General features: G+C 71.6%; 16 protein-coding genes. 9 read left to right on the top strand and 7 right to left on the bottom strand.

What is annotated here, in order from left to right; all coding sequences use genetic code 11:
* The first annotated feature begins 76 nt into the window (after window positions 1–76).
* The 5 genes from ABC138_RS03655 to ABC138_RS03635 all read left to right on the top strand — a co-directional run bounded on the left by ABC138_RS03655 (window position 77) and on the right by ABC138_RS03635 (window position 5,487).
* Complete coding sequence (locus ABC138_RS03655; protein ID WP_068322501.1) at window positions 77–1,234, top strand: glycosyltransferase family 1 protein; 1,158 nt, start codon at window positions 77–79, stop codon at window positions 1,232–1,234.
* Window positions 1,235–1,361: 127 nt separating this feature from the next.
* On the top strand, window positions 1,362–2,591 hold the full coding sequence (locus tag ABC138_RS03650; RefSeq protein WP_068321929.1) for a class I SAM-dependent methyltransferase: 1,230 nt from the start codon (window positions 1,362–1,364) through the stop codon (window positions 2,589–2,591).
* Between the two features lie 31 nt (window positions 2,592–2,622).
* On the top strand, window positions 2,623–3,453 hold the full coding sequence (locus tag ABC138_RS03645) for a sugar phosphate nucleotidyltransferase (RefSeq protein WP_068321926.1): 831 nt from the start codon (window positions 2,623–2,625) through the stop codon (window positions 3,451–3,453).
* 46 nt (window positions 3,454–3,499) lie between these two features.
* Entirely contained in the window at window positions 3,500–4,147 is a 648-nt protein-coding gene (locus ABC138_RS03640) for a PIG-L deacetylase family protein (protein WP_068321924.1), read from the top strand.
* Window positions 4,144–5,487 (top strand): glutamate-1-semialdehyde 2,1-aminomutase, encoded by a 1,344-nt coding sequence (locus ABC138_RS03635; RefSeq protein ID WP_345912778.1) that lies wholly within the window; start codon window positions 4,144–4,146, stop codon window positions 5,485–5,487. The genes ABC138_RS03640 and ABC138_RS03635 overlap by 4 nt, the downstream gene beginning before the upstream one ends.
* A 34-nt stretch (window positions 5,488–5,521) precedes the next feature.
* On the opposite strand, the gene ABC138_RS03630 is transcribed toward ABC138_RS03635, so the two are convergent.
* Window positions 5,522–6,988 carry a DUF4038 domain-containing protein gene (locus ABC138_RS03630; protein WP_345912777.1) on the bottom strand — a complete coding sequence of 489 codons (1,467 nt, stop codon included), beginning with the start codon at window positions 6,986–6,988 and terminating at the stop codon, window positions 5,522–5,524.
* A gap of 86 nt (window positions 6,989–7,074) precedes the next feature.
* Between ABC138_RS03630 and ABC138_RS03625 the strand changes: the two genes are divergently transcribed.
* Together ABC138_RS03625 and ABC138_RS03620 are read left to right on the top strand one after the other, a co-directional pair.
* Window positions 7,075–8,097, top strand: a complete 1,023-nt coding sequence (locus ABC138_RS03625) for an SDR family oxidoreductase (protein WP_068321915.1) — start codon at window positions 7,075–7,077, stop codon at window positions 8,095–8,097.
* Between the two features lie 2 nt (window positions 8,098–8,099).
* Window positions 8,100–9,410 (top strand): DUF4910 domain-containing protein, encoded by a 1,311-nt coding sequence (locus ABC138_RS03620; RefSeq protein ID WP_068321912.1) that lies wholly within the window; start codon window positions 8,100–8,102, stop codon window positions 9,408–9,410.
* A gap of 21 nt (window positions 9,411–9,431) precedes the next feature.
* Here ABC138_RS03620 and rfbC read toward each other — a convergent pair whose 3' ends face one another.
* Window positions 9,432–9,998, bottom strand: coding sequence for a dTDP-4-dehydrorhamnose 3,5-epimerase (gene rfbC / locus ABC138_RS03615; protein ID WP_068321909.1), 567 nt, complete (start codon window positions 9,996–9,998; stop codon window positions 9,432–9,434).
* A gap of 66 nt (window positions 9,999–10,064) precedes the next feature.
* On the opposite strand from rfbC, the gene ABC138_RS03610 reads away from it, so the two are divergent.
* Entirely contained in the window at window positions 10,065–10,556 is a 492-nt protein-coding gene (locus tag ABC138_RS03610) for a MarR family transcriptional regulator (RefSeq protein WP_068423825.1), read from the top strand.
* Here ABC138_RS03610 and ABC138_RS03605 read toward each other — a convergent pair.
* The 5 genes from ABC138_RS03605 to ABC138_RS03585 all read right to left on the bottom strand — a co-directional run bounded on the left by ABC138_RS03605 (window position 10,525) and on the right by ABC138_RS03585 (window position 14,582).
* The gene (locus ABC138_RS03605) at window positions 10,525–11,058 is read right to left on the bottom strand and encodes a 2'-5' RNA ligase family protein (RefSeq protein WP_345912774.1); all 534 of its coding nucleotides are present in this window, start codon (window positions 11,056–11,058) and stop codon (window positions 10,525–10,527) included. The two genes, ABC138_RS03610 and ABC138_RS03605, sit on opposite strands and share 32 nt — an antisense overlap.
* 2 nt (window positions 11,059–11,060) lie before the next feature.
* The gene (gene trpS / locus ABC138_RS03600) at window positions 11,061–12,071 is read right to left on the bottom strand and encodes a tryptophan--tRNA ligase (RefSeq protein ID WP_068321901.1); all 1,011 of its coding nucleotides are present in this window, start codon (window positions 12,069–12,071) and stop codon (window positions 11,061–11,063) included.
* 63 nt (window positions 12,072–12,134) lie between these two features.
* Entirely contained in the window at window positions 12,135–12,854 is a 720-nt protein-coding gene (locus ABC138_RS03595) for an FkbM family methyltransferase (protein ID WP_068321898.1), read from the bottom strand.
* Window positions 12,854–14,299, bottom strand: a complete 1,446-nt coding sequence (locus ABC138_RS03590; protein WP_169701790.1) for a sugar transferase — start codon at window positions 14,297–14,299, stop codon at window positions 12,854–12,856. Before ABC138_RS03590 ends, ABC138_RS03595 begins: the two co-directional genes overlap by 1 nt.
* Window positions 14,300–14,327: 28 nt before the next feature.
* The gene (locus tag ABC138_RS03585) at window positions 14,328–14,582 is read right to left on the bottom strand and encodes a hypothetical protein (protein WP_068321893.1); all 255 of its coding nucleotides are present in this window, start codon (window positions 14,580–14,582) and stop codon (window positions 14,328–14,330) included.
* A gap of 257 nt (window positions 14,583–14,839) precedes the next feature.
* Here ABC138_RS03585 and ABC138_RS03580 point away from each other — a divergent pair, with 257 nt between their 5' ends.
* Entirely contained in the window at window positions 14,840–17,059 is a 2,220-nt protein-coding gene (locus ABC138_RS03580) for an NADP-dependent isocitrate dehydrogenase (RefSeq protein ID WP_068321891.1), read from the top strand.
* Window positions 17,060–17,124: the final 65 nt, after the last annotated feature.

Genomic DNA, 17,124 nt, shown 5'->3' with positions numbered 1-17,124 from the left:
ATGGTCACCTGATGCTCACCGGACACCCACCGCGAGGTCACCGAAGGGGGGTGGCACCGCACGCAGAGTGGGTCCCGTGCGAGTGGCGATTGCGACCGAGTCCTTCCTGCCCAGCCTCAACGGCGTCACGACGAGTGTCTGCCGCGTGGCCGAGAACCTGCGCGAGCAGGGCCACAAGGCGGTGATCATCGCGCCGGGGCCGGCCCCGGCGACGTACGCGGGCCACGTGGTCCGCGCGCTGCCGGCGGTGCCCGTGCGCGGGTTCCGTGCAGGCCTGCCGACTGCGGCGGTGCGCAGGGCCCTGCGTGACTTCCGCCCCGACGTCGTCCACGTCGCCTCCCCCTTCCTCGTGGGGGCTCGCGGGCTGCAGCAGGCCGAGAGCTTCGACCTGCCCACCGTGGCGATCTACCAGACCGACATGCCGGGCTACGTCCGGCAGCACGGCCCCGGGGCCCTCGGTCGCAGCGCGTCAAACCTGGCCTGGGAGTGGGTGCGCCGCATCCACGAGCGCGCGGACCTCACCCTCGCGCCGAGCCGACCCACCCTGGAGGAGCTGCGTGCCCACCGCATCCCGCGCACGGGTCTGTGGGGTCGCGGCGTCGACACGCGCCTGTTCACGCCGGCGTGGAAGGACGACTCCGAGACGCTCGCGCTCAAGCACGCCCTCGCCCCGAACGGCGAGCTCCTCCTCGGCTACGTCGGCCGGCTGGCCCCCGAGAAGGAGCTCCACCGACTCGTCGAGCTCGCCCAGCTGCCGGGCACCCGCCTGGTGCTGGTCGGCGAGGGCCCGAGCCGCAACGAGCTCGGGGCCCGGCTCGCCGAGGCCGTCGCCGCCAGCTCCGGCCGGCCCAACCTCCCACCGGCATTCCTCGGGCCCCGCACGGGCGCCGACCTCGCGCGCGCCTACGCGACCTTCGACGTCTTCGTCCACACGGGGACCAAGGAGACCTTCGGGCAGACGCTGCAGGAGGCCGCCGCCGCTGGGCTGCCCGTCGTCGCGCCGGGCGTGGGTGGCCCCCTCGACCTCGTGGCCCACGGCGCGTCCGGCTACCTCTTCGACCCCGACCGCCGCGGCGACCTCGCTCGCTGGGTGGGCGAGCTCGTCGAGTCCCCCGGTCTGCGGGAGCGCATGGCCGCGACAGGTCCGGGGATGGTCGCGGAGCGCTCGTGGAGCAGCCTGACCACCCAGCTCGTCGGGCACTACGAGAGTGCGATCGCCGCACGCGCAGCCTGATCCGGTAGGCCTCCCCCACACCGTCATCCGCCCCCTTCGGGCTATGGCATCCACCCGGTGACCGCTGGCATAGTGATGGTGCAGGCACAGGCCGGGGGCCGGTGCCGCCGGACGTGAGGATGTTCAGATGGACGCACCACGGTGCCGGCTCTGCTCCACCGAGCTACGACACACCTTCGTCGACCTGGGCGCGTCGCCGCCCTGCGAGAGCTTCCTGCGGGCCGACCAGCTGGACCAGGGCGAGGTCTTCTACCCGCTCCACGTGCGGATCTGCTCGGAGTGCCTCCTCGTGCAGCTGCCGGCCTACATTCCGGCCGAGGAGATCTTCAGCGACTACGCCTACTTCTCCTCCTACTCCGACTCGTGGGTGCAGCACGCGAAGGAGTTCGTCGACGGCGCCGTCTCCCGGCTCGGCCTCGGCAGCGACGGCTTCGTGGTCGAGGTCGCGAGCAACGACGGCTACCTGCTGCAGCACGTCGTCGCGCGGGGGCTGCGCGCCCTCGGGGTGGAGCCCGCGGCGAACATCGCCGAGGTGGCCCGCGGCAAGGGCATCCCCACCGAGACCACCTTCCTCGGGGAGGAGACGGGGGCCGCGATCGCCAGGGAGCACGGCCGCGCCGACCTGGTCGTCGCGAACAACGTCTTCGCCCACGTCCCCGACATCGTCGACTTCAGCACGGGGCTGCGTCGGCTGGTCGCCGACGACGGCGTCGTGAGCATCGAGATCCCCCACCTCCAACGCCTCATCGAGGGCAACGAGTACGACACGATCTACCACGAGCACTACTCCTACCTCAGCCTGCTCACCACCCAGCGGGTGCTCGCGGCCGCGGGCCTGACGGTGGTCGACGTCGAGGAGCTGTCCACCCACGGCGGCTCCCTGCGCACGTGGTCCAGACCCACGGAGTCTGCAGGTGACCCGAGCGATGCCGTCGCCCGCGTGCTCGCGGCCGAGGAGGCCGCCGGGCTGCACACCCTTCAGGGCCACGACGGGTTCGCGGACTCCGTGGCGACCGTGCGCAACGACCTGCTCGAGTTCCTCATCCGCTGCTCGCGCGAGGGCCTGACCGTGGCCGGTTACGGGGCACCGGGCAAGGGCAACACGCTGCTCAACCACTGCGGGATCCGCCGCGACCTGATGGCCTTCACCGTCGACCGCAACCCGCACAAGCACGGGCTCTTCCTGCCCGGCACGCACATCCCGATCCGCCCGCCGGAGGCCCTCGACGACGAGGCACCCGACGTCGTGCTCATCATGCCGTGGAACCTGCGCACGGAGATCGCCGCCCAGCTGCAGCCCTTGCGCGACCGGGGCACCCGCCTCGTCGTCGCCCTGCCCCACCTCGAGCAACTGTGACGGCCGCCGGCCGTCCGGGAGGGAGCCAACCGTGAAGGTCGTCCTCTTCTGCGGTGGTCTCGGCATGCGCATGCGCGCCGACAACCAGTCGCTGCCCAAGCCGATGATGCCCATCGGGCCACGTCCGGTGCTGTGGCACGTCATGCGCTACTACGCCCACTTCGGCCACACCGAGTTCATCCTCTGCCTCGGGCACGGGGCGGAGGCGGTCAAGGAGTACTTCCTCGACTACCGGGAGACCGCGTCCAACGACTTCGTCATGACGAAGGGGGGCGAGGAGATCGAGATGCTCGGCACCGACATCAGCGAGTGGACGATCACCTTCGTGGACACCGGGCTCAGCACCGCGATCGGTGAGCGCCTGCGCCGCGTGCGTCCGCACCTGGGGGACGACGAGATCTTCCTGGCCAACTACGGCGACGTCCTCACCGACGCGCCGATGAACGAGCTCATCGAGGAGTTCCGGGGCACCGACGCCGTGGGCCAGATGCTCGCGGTGAGGCCGCAGGAGTCCTTCCACGTCATCGAGATGGACGACGAGGGGCTCGTGAGCGGCCTCACCCCCGTCGCGGACATGCCCTTCCCGATCAACGGCGGCTACTTCTGCCTGCGGCAGGGGATCTTCGACTACCTCCACGAGGGCGAGGACCTCGTCATGGACGCGTGCGTGCGCGCGGCCGCCGACGGCCGGATGCGAGCCGTCCGGTACGACGGGTTCTGGGCGCCCATGGACACCCTCAAGGAGCGCACCGCGCTGCAGGAGCAGTACCGGCAGGGCACCAGCCCCTGGGCCGTCTGGCGCCCCGACCCCACCCCCGACCCGGTCCCCGCGTCGCTCACTCCTGCCGTCGTCATGCCATGACGGCTCGCCGGGGGGCGGCAGGTCGCGACAGAGGTGGGAGGGCCTCATGATCACCCTGCATCCGGGGAGCAGCCCGCTGACCGTGCTGGCCCTGGGCGCCCACCCCGACGACATCGAGATCGGTTGCGGTGGCACGTTGCTCGCCCTGACCGAGCGGGCCGGGACGAGCGTGCACGGCCTCGTGCTCACCGGCACCCCGGCGCGCCGGGCCGAGGCCGGGACCGCGCTCCCCGCCTTCTTCCCCGGGGCGAGCCTGGACGTCCTGGACCTCCCCGACGGGCACCTGCCGAGCCACTGGGGAGCGGTCAAGGAGGCCCTGGAGGACCTGGCGGGCCGGGTCCGTCCCGACGTCGTCCTCGCGCCCCGGGCGGACGACGCGCACCAGGACCACCGCCTGGTGGGTCGGCTCGTGCAGACCGTGTGGCGGGACTCCCTCGTGCTCCACTACGAGATCCCGAAGTGGGACGGTGACCTCCTCCCCCCTTCGCACTACGTCCCGCTGACACCGGAGCAGGCACGGCGCAAGGTGGAGCTGCTCGACGCGGCCTACCCGAGCCAGCAGGCCAGGGACTGGTGGGACGAGGAGCTCTTCCTCGGGCTCATGCGGTTGCGCGGCGTCGAGTGCCGAGCCCGGTACGCCGAGGCCTTCCACGTCGGCAAGGTCGTGCTCGACTGGTCATCGGAGGCGACATGACGAGCTTCACCCGGTCCGACGCCGCGCAGGCGCGGTTGCACGAGCTCGTCCCGGGCGGTGCCCACACGTATGCCCGCGGGTCGGACCAGTACCCGGAGGGGATGGCCCCCGTCATCCGCCGAGGCCGCGGGGCGCGGGTCGAGGACCTCGACGGCAACACCTTCGTCGAGTACGGGATGGGCCTGCGCTCGGTGACCCTCGGGCACGCCCACCCCGCGGTCGTCGAGGCCGTGACGCAGGCCGTCGCCGAGGGGACGAGCTTCAGCCGGCCGACCCATCTCGAGCTCGCCGCCGCCGAGGACTTCCTCGAGCGGGTCCCCGGGGCGGACATGGTCAAGTTCACCAAGAACGGCTCCGACGCCACGACCGCCGCCGTCAAGGTGGCGCGCGCGGCGACGGGCCGCCCCCTCGCCGCCATCTGCCGCTCGCACCCCTTCTTCTCCACGGACGACTGGTTCATCGGGACGACAGAGATGAACGCGGGCATCCTGCCGCAGCACCTCACGACGACCGTCGGCTTCGACTACAACGACCTCGGCTCGGTCCGTGACCTGCTGGCGGCCCACCCGGGCGAGATCGCCTGCTTCGTCCTCGAGGCGGCGACCGCCCTCGCGGAGCCGGAGCCCGGCTTCCTCGAGGGCCTGCGCGACCTGGCCGACCAGCACGGGATCGTCCTGGTCCTCGACGAGATGATCACCGGCATGCGCTGGTCGTCCGGCGGGGCGCAGGCGGTGTACGGCGTCACGCCCGACCTGTCGACCTGGGGCAAGGCGCTCGGCAACGGGGTGGCCGTCTCGGCGCTCGCGGGGCGGCGCAGCCTGCTCGAGCTCGGCGGGCTGAGCACCGACCGCCCGCGCGTCTTCCTCCTGTCGACGACCCACGGTCCCGAGACCATCGGGCTCGCAGCCAGCCTCGCCGTCTCCCGGGTCTACCGCGAGGAGGACGTCGTCGGGACGATGGAGCGCCAGGGCACCCGCCTCGCCGAGGAGGTCAACGCCGCGAGCCGCGAGCTCGGGCTGCAGGACCATGTCGCCGTCATCGGTCGTCCCTCGTGCGCCGTCTTCACGACGAAGGACCACCTCGGCCGGACCTCCCAGGCCTTCCGCACCCTCTTCCTCCAGGAGCTCCTGCAGCGCGGCGTCCTCGGGCAGTCCTTCGTCATCTCCGCCGCCCACACCGACGAGGACCTCGACCTGACGGTGGATGCGGTCCGCGGTGCCCTGCCCGTCTACGCCCGGGCCCTCGAGCAGGGTGGGGTCGAGGGCCTCCTGCGGGGTCGTCCGGTCGCGCCGGCCCTGCGCAGCCTCGCCGAACCCCGCCGGCTGGAGGTGCGTCGATGACCGCACCGACCGCCCTGGCCGGCGACCGCCCGGCTCAGCGGCTGGTGAGCTCGAGCAGCCAGTCACCGTCCCCGTCGGCGTTGGCACCGGGGGTCCGGTACGTGGCCCGCACCGGTACGGACCGCCTGCTGCCGGTCGAGGGGTCCACCCAGGCGGCGCGCACGGAGCCCGCCAGCCGCGAGTCGTCGATGGTGAACGTGCGGGCGGTCGGGACGTAGACGAGCCCGCTCGACCCGTCGGGCGCGAGGGCTGCCGTAGCCAGGTCGCTGTCGAGCACGTCCGTCGTGCCGTCGTCCTCCGTGATGGCCTGCCCCCGGCCCGAGGTGATGAAGTCGCCCTCGGTGTCCGGCTCCCAGGTCCACCACGGCAACCCCTCGACGACGTCGCGCACGTGCCCGACGTCCGCCAGACCGGGTGCGTGGAGCCGGTCCTGCCACCCACTGCGGAACTCCCAGTCGTCGGAGCCGTAGAAGTCCGCCACCGCGCCGCTCGTGAGCGCCCACGCCGTCTGGCGGCGCAGGGTCTCGGGCGTGGTCGGCTGGTTGCCCTGGAGGTTCTCTCGCTCGTAGTTGCCCTCCCCGAAGACCACCGGGCGGGCCGGGTCCGCCGCGCGGGCCCGGCGGACGAGCCGGTAGGTCGGCGAGTACGTGTAGGCGAAGTTGAAGCTGATGCGGTGGCGCCAGAAGGGGTCGTCGCTCGAGGCCATCGGCTGGCCCCCACTCACCTGGATCGTGCGGGGCCGGGTGTCGCCGGATCGACGGATGCCGTCGAGCACCGCGTCCAGGCAGCGGTCGACCTCCGTCCCGCTCTCGGAGGCCCGGTCCGGCAGGTAGTCGCCTCCGACGGACCACATGATGTTGGGCAGGTCCGCGAAGAACTCCCCCACCTTGCGGCCGTAGGCCCGGCACGCGCCGAGCTCGGTCGGGACGAGCCCGCTGTCGACGACCCAGGAGTCCACCGGGTACAGGACGAGCGTGATGCCGTGCTGCTGCGCCATCCGGACGTAGGCATGCATCCTGCGCCAGTAGGCGGGGTTCCAGTCGGTGATGCCCCCGTCACGGAAGGGTCGGACACCGTCGTGCGTCGCGCCGTCGTCGCTCGGGCCACCGTTGCCCACGGAGCCGAGCACCGAGACGATCATCGCGTTGACCCCCCGGGACTGCCGGTCGGCGAAGTAGCGCCTCGCCTGGTCGGCCGACAGGTCCGTCATGAGCGACCACGGGGAGTCCCCCCGCACCAAGAGGGGTCGACCGTGCTGGTCGACGAAGTACCTGCCGGATGGGGCGACCGCGGTGACGAGGGGGACGTACTCTCGCACCGGCGGCTTGGACGGCTTGGACGGCTCGGCCGGCTCAGCCGGCTCGGGCCGCATGGACAGCTCGGACGGCACCGGACCCGCGGTGACCTCGCGCGAGTCATCACCCCGCACGACGCCGACGGTCCACATCCCGAGGGCGAGCACCACGGCCAACGCTGTCACGGCGAGAACCCGACGACCCACCTTGTGAAGGCTACCCCTCGAGAACGGCCTGTGAGACGATCGCCGTGCCGGTCGGTACCCGCGCCGACCCTCGGGGTGGAGGGCACATGCGCGTACTCGTCAACGGCGACCGGGGCTACATCGGAGCGGTCCTCGTGCCGATCCTCCAGGAGGCAGGGCACGAGGTCGTCGGCCTCGACGCGGGGTGGTACGACGGGTGTGACTTCGGTCCGCAGCCGACCGGGTACACCTCCCGCACCGGGGACGTCCGGGACGTGGGCGTGGAGGACCTCACGGGTTTCGGCGCGGTCGTCCACCTCGCCGCGATCTCCAACGACCCGATCGGCCACCTCAACCCCGAGGCCACCTACTCGGTCAACGCCGACGCGGTCGGCCACATCGGCGCGGTGGCCAAGGCCGCGGGGGTCCCGCGCTTCCTCTTCTCCTCCTCGTGCTCGCTCTACGGTGCCGGCGGCAGCTCGCTCAAGGCGGAGGACAGCGAGTTCAACCCCGTGACGCCCTACGGGGAGAGCAAGGTCCGCGCCGAGGCGCTCCTCGCCCGGCTCGCCGACGACGACTTCAGTCCGACGTACCTGCGCAATGCCACGGCCTACGGCTCCTCCCCCCGGCTGCGCGCCGACATCGTCGTCAACAACCTCACCGGCACGGCACTGACCCGCGGCGAGGTGCGGCTGCAGAGCGACGGCAGCCCCTGGCGACCGCTCGTGCACGTGCGCGACATCTCCATGGCCTTCCTCGCAGCGCTCGAGGCCCCGCGCGAGACCGTGCACGACCAGGCCTTCAACGTCGGCCGCGACGAGGACGTCGTCCAGATCCGCGACATCGCGACCGCGGTGGCCGAGCACACCGGCGCGCCCGTGACCTTCGCCGAGGGAGCCGGACCCGACGCCCGCGACTACCGGGTCGACTTCCGCAAGATCGGCGACCTCCTGCCCGCCTTCACCCCGGAGTGGACGATCGACCGGGGCATCGTCGAGCTCGCCGAGGACATGGAGCGCATCGGCCTGACGAGCGAGGAGTTCGAGGGTCCCCGCTACGTCCGGCTGCGTCGCATCGAGGAGCTCACGGAGCAGGGTCGCCTCGACGCGCTGCTCCACGTGCGGGGCTGACGGTGCCGGGCACGCAGGACGCCGACGGGGCGCTGGGAGCCGTCCTGCTGGAGCGGGTCGCCCGCCTGCGGCCCCACCTGCGCAGCCTCACCGGCGACGGGGTCCGGGGCACGCTCGACGTCATCGCCGAGGACCTGCCCATCGAGCGGCACGCGGTCCCCTCGGGCAGCCGGGCCTGCGACTGGGTCGTGCCCGAGGAGTGGAACGTCACGGCGGCCCACATCACCCACGCGGACGGCCGCCGCGTCGTCGACCTCGCCGACCACGACCTGCACCTCGTCGGGTACAGCGTGCCCGTGCACGAGCGCATGGACCTCGCGGCGCTGCGCCCCCACCTGCACACGCTCCCGGAGCACCCCGACTGGATCCCCTACCGGACGAGCTACTACCACCGCGACTGGGGCTTCTGCCTCACCCAACGCGTGCTCGACGGTCTCGACGAGGGGCCCTACGACGTCGTCGTCGACAGCCGGCTCGGCCCCGGGGAGCTGACCTGGGGCGAGCTCGTCGTCCCCGGCGACACCGACGACGAGGTGCTCGTCAGCAGCCACCTGTGCCACCCGGCCATGGCCAACGACAACCTCAGCGGGCTCGCCACCGCGATCGAGCTCGCCCGCCACGTGTCCGCCCTCCCGGCGCGGCGCCTGACCTACCGGTTCGTCTTCGCTCCCGGCACGATCGGCTCCCTCGTGTGGTTGGAGCACCGCGAGGCCGTGCTGCCCCGGGTGCGGCACGGCCTCGTCCTCACCGGACTCGGCGGGCCGGGACCGCTCGTCTACAAGCGCAGCCGCCACGGTGACCGCGCGATCGACCGCGCCGCCGCCCACGTCGTCACCCGCCGGCACGGTGAGATCCGGGACTACGCACCGTGGGGCTACGACGAGCGGCAGTACAACTCGCTCGGCTTCGACCTGCCCGTCGGGCGGCTGACCCGGACGCCGCACGGTGAGTACCCGGAGTACCACACCTCGGCCGACGACCTGTCGCTCATCTCGGGTGGGCGGCTCGCCGAGTCCGTGCGCGCGCTGACCGAGATCGTGGCCGTGCTCGAGCACGACGGGTTCCACCGCAACCTCCTCCCCCGCGGCGAGCCCCAGCTCGGCCGCCGCGGCCTCTACCCGACGACGGGCGGCCGCTCCGCCGACGACGCGGTCATGGCGATGCTGTGGGTGCTCGCGCTGGCCGACGGCCAGACCTCGCTGCTGGACATCGCCGAGCGGGCGGGCACCGACTTCGGGGCCGTCCACGCCGCCGCCCAGCGGCTCCTGGCGGCCGACGTCCTCGAGCCCGTCGCACGCGACGCCGACGCCTGAGCCGACCGTGGGGAGACCCGGTCAGCGCGGCGCGGGGGCGATCGTCGCCAGCCGTCCCTCCAGCTGCTCCAGCAGCGGCGCGTCGAGGTCCTTGGCCGAGGCCAGGGTCACGGGCAGCGGCCACGGGATGTCGAGCCGGGGGTCGCGGAAGGAGATCGTCAGGTCCTCGGACGGGTCGTGCTCACGGTCGATCCGGTACGTGATGTCCGCCGGCTCGGTGAGTGCCTGGAACCCGTGGGCACACCCCGCCGGGATGTACACCGAGCGTGGCGTCTCGTCGTCGAGGTCGAAGGAGAGCCAGGTCAGGTACGTCGGCGAGCCGGGTCGCAGGTCGACGACGACGTCGAAGATGGCGCCCCGCGAGCAGCGGACCAGCTTCGCCTCGCCGGCCCCGGTCCGCACGTGCAGGCCCCGCACGACCCCCTGCCGCGACCGGGAGACGGAGTCCTGGACGAACCCGTGCGGGTCGATGCCGGCCGAGGCCACGACCTCGGCGTCGAAGGTGCGGGAGAAGAACCCGCGGTCGTCCCGGTACGGGGTGGGCGTGAGGACCAGGACCCCGGGGAGCGACGTGTGCGTGACGTCCATGGGCACGAGTATGCCGCCCGCGCCCCAGTAGTTGATTGTCGCGACAAGCACAGACACAATGAGCCCATGGACCCGCGCTGGCTCGACGACGACGAGATGACCGCCTGGCTCCGGCTCATCGCGCTCGCGGAGCTGCTGCCAGCCCGCCTGGACGCCCAGCTGCGGCGTGACGCGCAGCTGACGCACTTCGAGTACCAGGTGCTCGCCATGCTCTCCGAGGCCCCCGAGCGGACCCTGCGGATGTCCTGGCTGGCCCAGCGCACCCAGGCGACGCTGCCGCGGCTCTCGCATGTCGTGCGCCGTCTGGAGGACCGCGGTCTCGTGCGTCGTCAGCCGAGCGCCACCGACGCGCGCGCCAACGACGCGAGCCTCACCGACCTCGGGTGGCAGACGATCGTCGATGCCGCACCCGGCCACGTCTCCCTCGTGCGCGAGGAGGTCTTCGACGCGCTGACCCCCGAGCAGGTCGGGCAGCTGGGCGACGTCGCGACGGCGATCCTGGAGCGGCTCGACCCGGAGGGTCACCTCACGATGAAGGCTGCAGACGCGTCCCGCTGAGCCGGAAGCCCTGCATCGGGCGCCACACGCCGTCCGCCCCGTGCTGGTACAGGTGGATCTCGCCCACCTCGAACCGGGCGTCGAAGCCCGCGAGCCCGTCGAAGGCCTGGTCGAGGGCGCTCTCGTCGACGTGGTGCGCGATCGTCACGTGGGGGTGGTAGGGGAACTCGAGGTCACGGGTCACCGGCCCCCGGCGCACCGCCTGCTCGAGTCGCTCGCACATCGGGATCCCTTGGGAGACCTGGACGAAGACGACCGGGCTCACCGGGCGGAAGGTGCCGGTTGCCCGCAGCCGGACGGTGAAGGGGCCGTGGGCCCGCACGACCGCCTGGAGGTGCCGGGTGAAGTCGGGCAGCTCGCTCGCCGAGATCTCCGTCGGCGGCATCAGGGTGATGTGCGGCGGGATGGCCCGCGCCATGGGGTCACCGACGTCCTCGCGGTGCTGCTGCAGCTGGGAGCCCCAGGGCTCCGGCACGGCGATGGAGACCCCGTGGACGGCCACCTTCAGGCCTTCGCGGCCAGGAGGCCGACCCGATCGTAGACACGGTCCCGGGTGGCGGCGGCCACCTCGCGGGCGCGGGCGGCCCCCTTCGCCAGGATGTTGTCGAGCTCGGCCGGGTCGTCCATGAGCTCGGCCATGCGCTGCTGGTACGGCTCGAGGGCGGCGACGACCACGTCGGCGACCTCCTGCTTGAGGTCCCCGTAGCCGCGGCCGGCGAAGCCGGCCTCGACGTCGGCGACCGACCGGCCGGAGAGGGCCGAGTGGATCGACAGCAGGTTGGAGACGCCGGGCTTGGCCTCGACGTCGAACCGGATCTCGCCGTCGGTGTCCGTGACGGCCGAGCGGATCTTCTTGGCGATGCGCCTGGGGTCGTCGAGCAGGGAGATCAGGCCCTTGTCCGAGGACGTCGACTTGCTCATCTTGGCGCTCGGCTCCTGCAGGTCCATGATCCGCGCCGTCTCCTTCAGGATGTGCGGCTCGGGGACGACGAGGGTCTCGCCGAAGCGGGCGTTGAACCGCTCGGCGAGGTCGCGGGTGATCTCGAGGTGCTGGCGCTGGTCGTCACCGACGGGCACGCGGGCCGCGTCGTAGACGAGGATGTCCGCGGCCATGAGGATCGGGTAGGTGAAGAGGCCGACGTTGGCGCCCATCCCCTTGGCCGTCTTGTCCTTGAACTGCGTCATGCGGCTCGCCTCGCCGAAGGAGGTCTGGCAGGCGAGCACCCACATCAGCTCGGTGTGCTCGCGCACGTGGCTCTGGCAGAAGATCGCCGAGCGCTCCGGGTCGACGCCCCCGGCGATGTACTGCGCGGCCGTGACCCGGCTGCGGCGGGTGATGTCCGCCGGGTCGGTGGGGACGGTGAGGGCGTGGAGGTCGGCGACGAAGTAGTACGCGTCGAAGTCCTCCTGCAGACCTACCCAGTTGACGAGCGCCCCGAGGTAGTTGCCGAGGTGGAGAGAGTCGCTCGTCGGTTGCATCCCCGAGAGGATGCGCTGCCGTGGTGCCGTGGTCATGGGCGCCATTGTGACAGCCCGTCGGCCGCCTCCAGGGACCGGGCGCACTCGACGCCCCGGCCGTCAGGCGCTCAGCCGCCTGACCCCGCCGGGGTACTCGTAGACGATCTCGTCGATCGCCTCGCGCACGTCGACGGCGATCGCGTCCACGATGGCCTCCACGCTGCCCCCCGTGCCGATCTTGACGAGGTCGATGTGCCCCCCTTCGCCCTCGAGCACACCGCGCAACGCGTCGTCGACGGCCTCGCACCAGACCTCGACGGCGACCCGGGCGTCGGCGGTCGGCAGGCTCTGGGCGAGCGTGCTGGAGCGACCGAGCGGGACCACGAGGAGGGTCGCCGGACCCGCCTGCGGGGCCAGCCCCGCCTCGTGGACCACGCAGCGGTCACCGAAGCGCGCGACGTTGGTGCGCAGCGTCTGCAGGTTGTGCGGCACCGGCTCCCACACGTGCACCCGCGTGTGGGGGGAGCGACTGAGGAACCAGGCCGCGCTGACACCGATGTTGCCGCCGACGTCGACGACCACCCGCGGTCGTCCCGTGCCGTAGTCATGGCGGTGGAAGATGTCGTTGACCGTCCGCACGTCGTGCGGGTGCGGGACGACCAGCCGGACCGGTCCGATCGGCGTCCGCAGCGACGTGGTCCACGGGTACTCACCGGTCCCGCGCACGTACCGGTCCACTGACTCGACCGGCTGCAGGCTCGTCGTGAGCATGGACCACAGCGCGTGGTAGCTGCGGGGACGGAACGGCGCGCTCCACGTCCGTCGCTGGTCGTCCGTCATCAGTAGGCCCCGTCCCGGGAGACGACGGCGGAGAGGGTGCGCCACAGGATGACGAGGTCCTGGGCGACGGACCAGTTCTCCACGTAGTAGAGGTCGAACCTCACGGACTCGTCCCACGACAGGTCGCTGCGCCCGTTGATCTGCCACAGGCCGGTCATGCCGGGCTTGACGAGCAGGCGCCGTCGCACGTCGTCGGCGTACTCCGAGACCTCCGAGGGCAGCGGCGGACGAGGGCCGACCAGGCTCATCTCCCCGCGCAGCACGTCGAAGAGCTGCGGCAGCTCGTCGATGGAGTACCGGCGGATGAACCGACCGACGGGTGTGACCCGGGGGTCGTCCTTCATCTTGAACAGCACCCCACGGTCCACGTCGGCGTCCTCGTCGCGGGACGTCTCCAGGTCAGCCAGGCGGGCTTCGGCGTCGACGACCATCGAGCGGAACTTCGTCATGCGGAAGAGCTCGCCGTCGAGGCCCACCCGCACCTGCCGGAAGAAGACCGGCCCACCGTCGGACAGCTTCGTCACGAGCGCCACGCCGAGCAGGAGGGGCGAGAACAGGATCACGAGGAGAAGCGCCCCGATCCAGTCGACCATCGACTTGAGGACGAGCTTGGGACCGGAGAAGGTCGGCGCCTCCACGTGCAGCAGGGGCAGCCCCGCGACCGGGCGCGTCAGCACCCGGGGCCCGGCCACCTCGGTGAGCCCGGGCGAGACCACGAGGCCGATGTCGCTGCCCTCGAGCGCCCACCCCAGACGTCGCAGGCCCACGGCGCCGAGTCCGTGCTCCCCCACGCACGCCACGACGTCCACGCCGAGCTCGATGGCCACCTTGGCCGCCTCGCGCGGGCTGCCGAGCACCGGCAGGTCGGGTGGGAGCACCGTCTCCGCCGTCGTGCAGGCACAGACGACGCGGTACCCCGCCTGCGGCACGGCGGCGAAGACGCCCACCAGCTCGGTCACCGCTGCACCCTCCCCGACGACGAGCACGTCGAGGCTGAGGTCGCCGACCTCCCGACGGTCCCCCAGCCACGTGCGCCAGGCGCGGCGGGCCACGGAGAGTCCGACGACCCCCGCCGGCAGGGCGAGGAGGATGTACCCGCGCGCCACGTCCACCTGCAGGGCGAAGCCCAGCATCGCGACACCGGCGAAGAGCCTCAGGGAGGCGACGCCGATGATGCGGTACTCGGCGGTCCCGTGGCCCAGCACGTGGGACTCGTACGCGCCGTGCAGGCGCAGCATGAGCCACCACGCGATGGCCAGCACGACGCTGAAGGCGGTGTAGCTCAGCGTCAGGTTGCCGGCGGTGGCCGCCACGTCGGTCCGGCCCTCGATGCCGAAGCGGACGAACTGCGCGCCGAAGGTGGCCCAGACGATGACCAGCAGGTCGGTGACGGCCAGCATCCCCTGCAGAGGCCGCAGGGCTGCCCGGCCGGCACCAGCGTCCACGTCGACCAGACGCGGGACGCCGACCACGTCAACCCCGACGAATCATCAGGGCGGCGCTGGCCGCGGCGTTCTCGGCGAGGCGGATCGCCTCGGTCATGCGACCGCGCTCGGTGGCACCGGTCGCGACGCGCTGGGTCCGCATCTCGTCCAGACGCCCTGCGGCGTCGGTCCGGGTCCGCAGGGCACTGCGCTGGTTGGAGTGACGGATGGCCCACTGGGCACTGGTGTAGGCGACCATCGGGACGGTGATCCACCCCACGAAGTACATGATCTCGATGCGCACTGCACAAACCCCTCCCCGAGCCGACCCGGGGCAGGGTCTGCCTCAGGACGAGGTCGTGGACCTCCCCGTCCGCGTCCTCGTGGCCAAACCTTACCAACCTCTTACCAATATTTACCAGACCCTTTACTGAACCACGTGCGGCAAGAACTACCCATTGCGTCCCCGGGCGACCGGCCGCGGGAGCCGCAGGGCGTCCCCCTTCGCCCGCGTGGGAAGATCTCCACGAGACCCACCCCACACTCCTTGGAGGGACACCCATGACCGAGAAGATCATCTGGACCAAGATCGACGAGGCCCCCGCGCTGGCCACGTACTCGCTCCTGCCGATCGTCCAGGCCTTCACCTCGGGCACCGGAGTCGAGCTCGAGACGAGCGACATCTCCCTCGCCGGCCGCATCCTCGCGCAGTTCCCCGACCGCCTGACCGAGGAGCAGCGCGTCCCCGACAACCTCTCCGGGCTCGGCGCCCTGGCCACGACCCCCGAGGCCAACATCATCAAGCTGCCGAACATCTCGGCCTCCGTGCCGCAGCTCAAGGCCGCGATCGCCGAGCTCCAGGGTCAGGGCTACGACCTGCCGAGCTACCCCGACTCCCCCGAGAGCGAGGAGGAGAAGCAGGTCGCCGCGGCCTACGCCACCGTCCTCGGCTCCGCGGTCAACCCGGTCCTGCGCGAGGGCAACTCCGACCGCCGCGCGCCGCTGGCCGTGAAGAACTTCGCCAGGAAGCACCCGCACAAGCTCGGTCCGTGGACCGCGGACAACAAGGCCCGCGTCGCCTCGATGCCCGGCGGCGACTTCTACGGCAACGAGAAGTCCGTCGTCATGGGCGAGGACGACACCCTCAAGATCACGCTCACCGCCGCCGACGGCACGGCCACCGTCCTCAAGGACTCCGTCCCGGTGACGAAGGGGGAGATCGTCGACGCGACCTTCCTGTCGGCCTCCGCGCTCCGCGCGTTCTACGACGAGCAGATCGCCGCCGCGAAGGAGGAGGGTCTGCTCTTCTCGCTCCACCTCAAGTCCACGATGATGAAGGTCTCCGACCCGATCCTCTTCGGCCACGCCGTCGCCGCCTGGCTCGGTGACCTCGTCGAGAAGCACGCGGCGGCCTTCGTCGAGGCCGAGGTCGACCTGCGCTACGGGCTGGCCTCGCTCTACACCCAGATCGAGCAGCTGCCGGCCGACAAGCGCGACGAGATCCTCGCCGATATCAAGGCCCTCGCGGACTCCCGCCCGGCCATCGCGATGGTCGACTCGGACAAGGGCATCACCAACCTGCACGTCCCGAGCGATGTCATCATCGACGCCTCGATGCCGGTCGTCATCCGCGACTCCGGGCAGATGTGGAACGCCGAGGGCGGCCAGTCGCAGACCCTCGCGCTCGTCCCGGACCGCTCCTACGGCCCGATGTACGCGGCCGTCATCGAGGAGCACAAGCGCAACGGCGCCCTCGACCCCGCGACGATCGGCACCGTCCCCAACGTCGGCCTCATGGCGCAGAAGGCCGAGGAGTACGGCTCGCACCCGACGACCTTCGAGATCCCGACCGCCGGCACGGTCACCGTCACCGGCACGGACGGCGAGACGCTCCTCGAGCACTCGGTCGAGGAGGGTGACATCTGGCGCATGAGCCGGGTCAAGGACATCCCCGTCCAGGACTGGGTCAAGCTCGCCGTCACCCGCGCCCGTGCGACCGGCGCACCGGCCGTCTTCTTCCTCGACGAGCAGCGGGCCCACGACGCGCAGATCATCGCCAAGGTCCGCGAGTACCTGCCGCAGCACGACACCGAGGGCCTGGACATCCGCATCCTCCCGCCGGTCGAGGCGATCACCTTCTGCCTCGAGCAGATCCGCGCCGGCAAGGACGCGATCTCCGTGACCGGCAACGTCCTGCGCGACTACCTCACGGACCTCTTCCCGATCCTCGAGCTCGGTACGAGCGCCAAGATGCTCTCGATCGTCCCGCTCCTCGCGGGCGGTGGGCTCTTCGAGACCGGTGCCGGCGGCTCCGCCCCGAAGCACGTGCAGCAGTTCGTCAAGGAGAACTACCTGCGCTGGGACTCGCTCGGCGAGTTCTCGGCGCTGGGCGCCTCGCTCGAGCACCTGGCGACGAACTTCGACAACCCCAAGGCGCAGGTCCTCGCGGACACGCTCGACACCGCCATCGCGACCTTCCTCGAGGAGAACAAGTCGCCGGCGCGCAAGGTCGGCCAGATCGACAACCGCGGCAGCCACTTCTACCTCGCCCTGTACTGGGCGCAGGCGCTGGCCGCCCAGGACGCCGACGCCGAGCTCAAGGAGCGCTTCACCGCGGTCGCCGAGCAGCTCGCGGCGAACGAGGACAAGATCAACGAGGAGCTCGTCGCGGTCCAGGGCTCGCCCGTCGACCTCGGTGGCTACTACAAGCCGGACGCGGACAAGGTCTCCGCCGCGATGCGTCCGAGCAGCACCTTCAACGAGATCATCGACGCGCTCTGAGCGCTCACGGTCCGCACGACGCAGGGGGTCCCGGACGGGGCCCCCTTCGTCGTGCCGCGGACCCA

The organism is Janibacter sp. LM (assembly GCF_039631275.1).
In the GTDB taxonomy this organism is placed as follows: domain Bacteria; phylum Actinomycetota; class Actinomycetes; order Actinomycetales; family Dermatophilaceae; genus Janibacter; species Janibacter terrae.
Note: the sequence above shows the minus strand (reverse complement) of the source record. Positions and strands in the feature narration are given on the sequence as shown.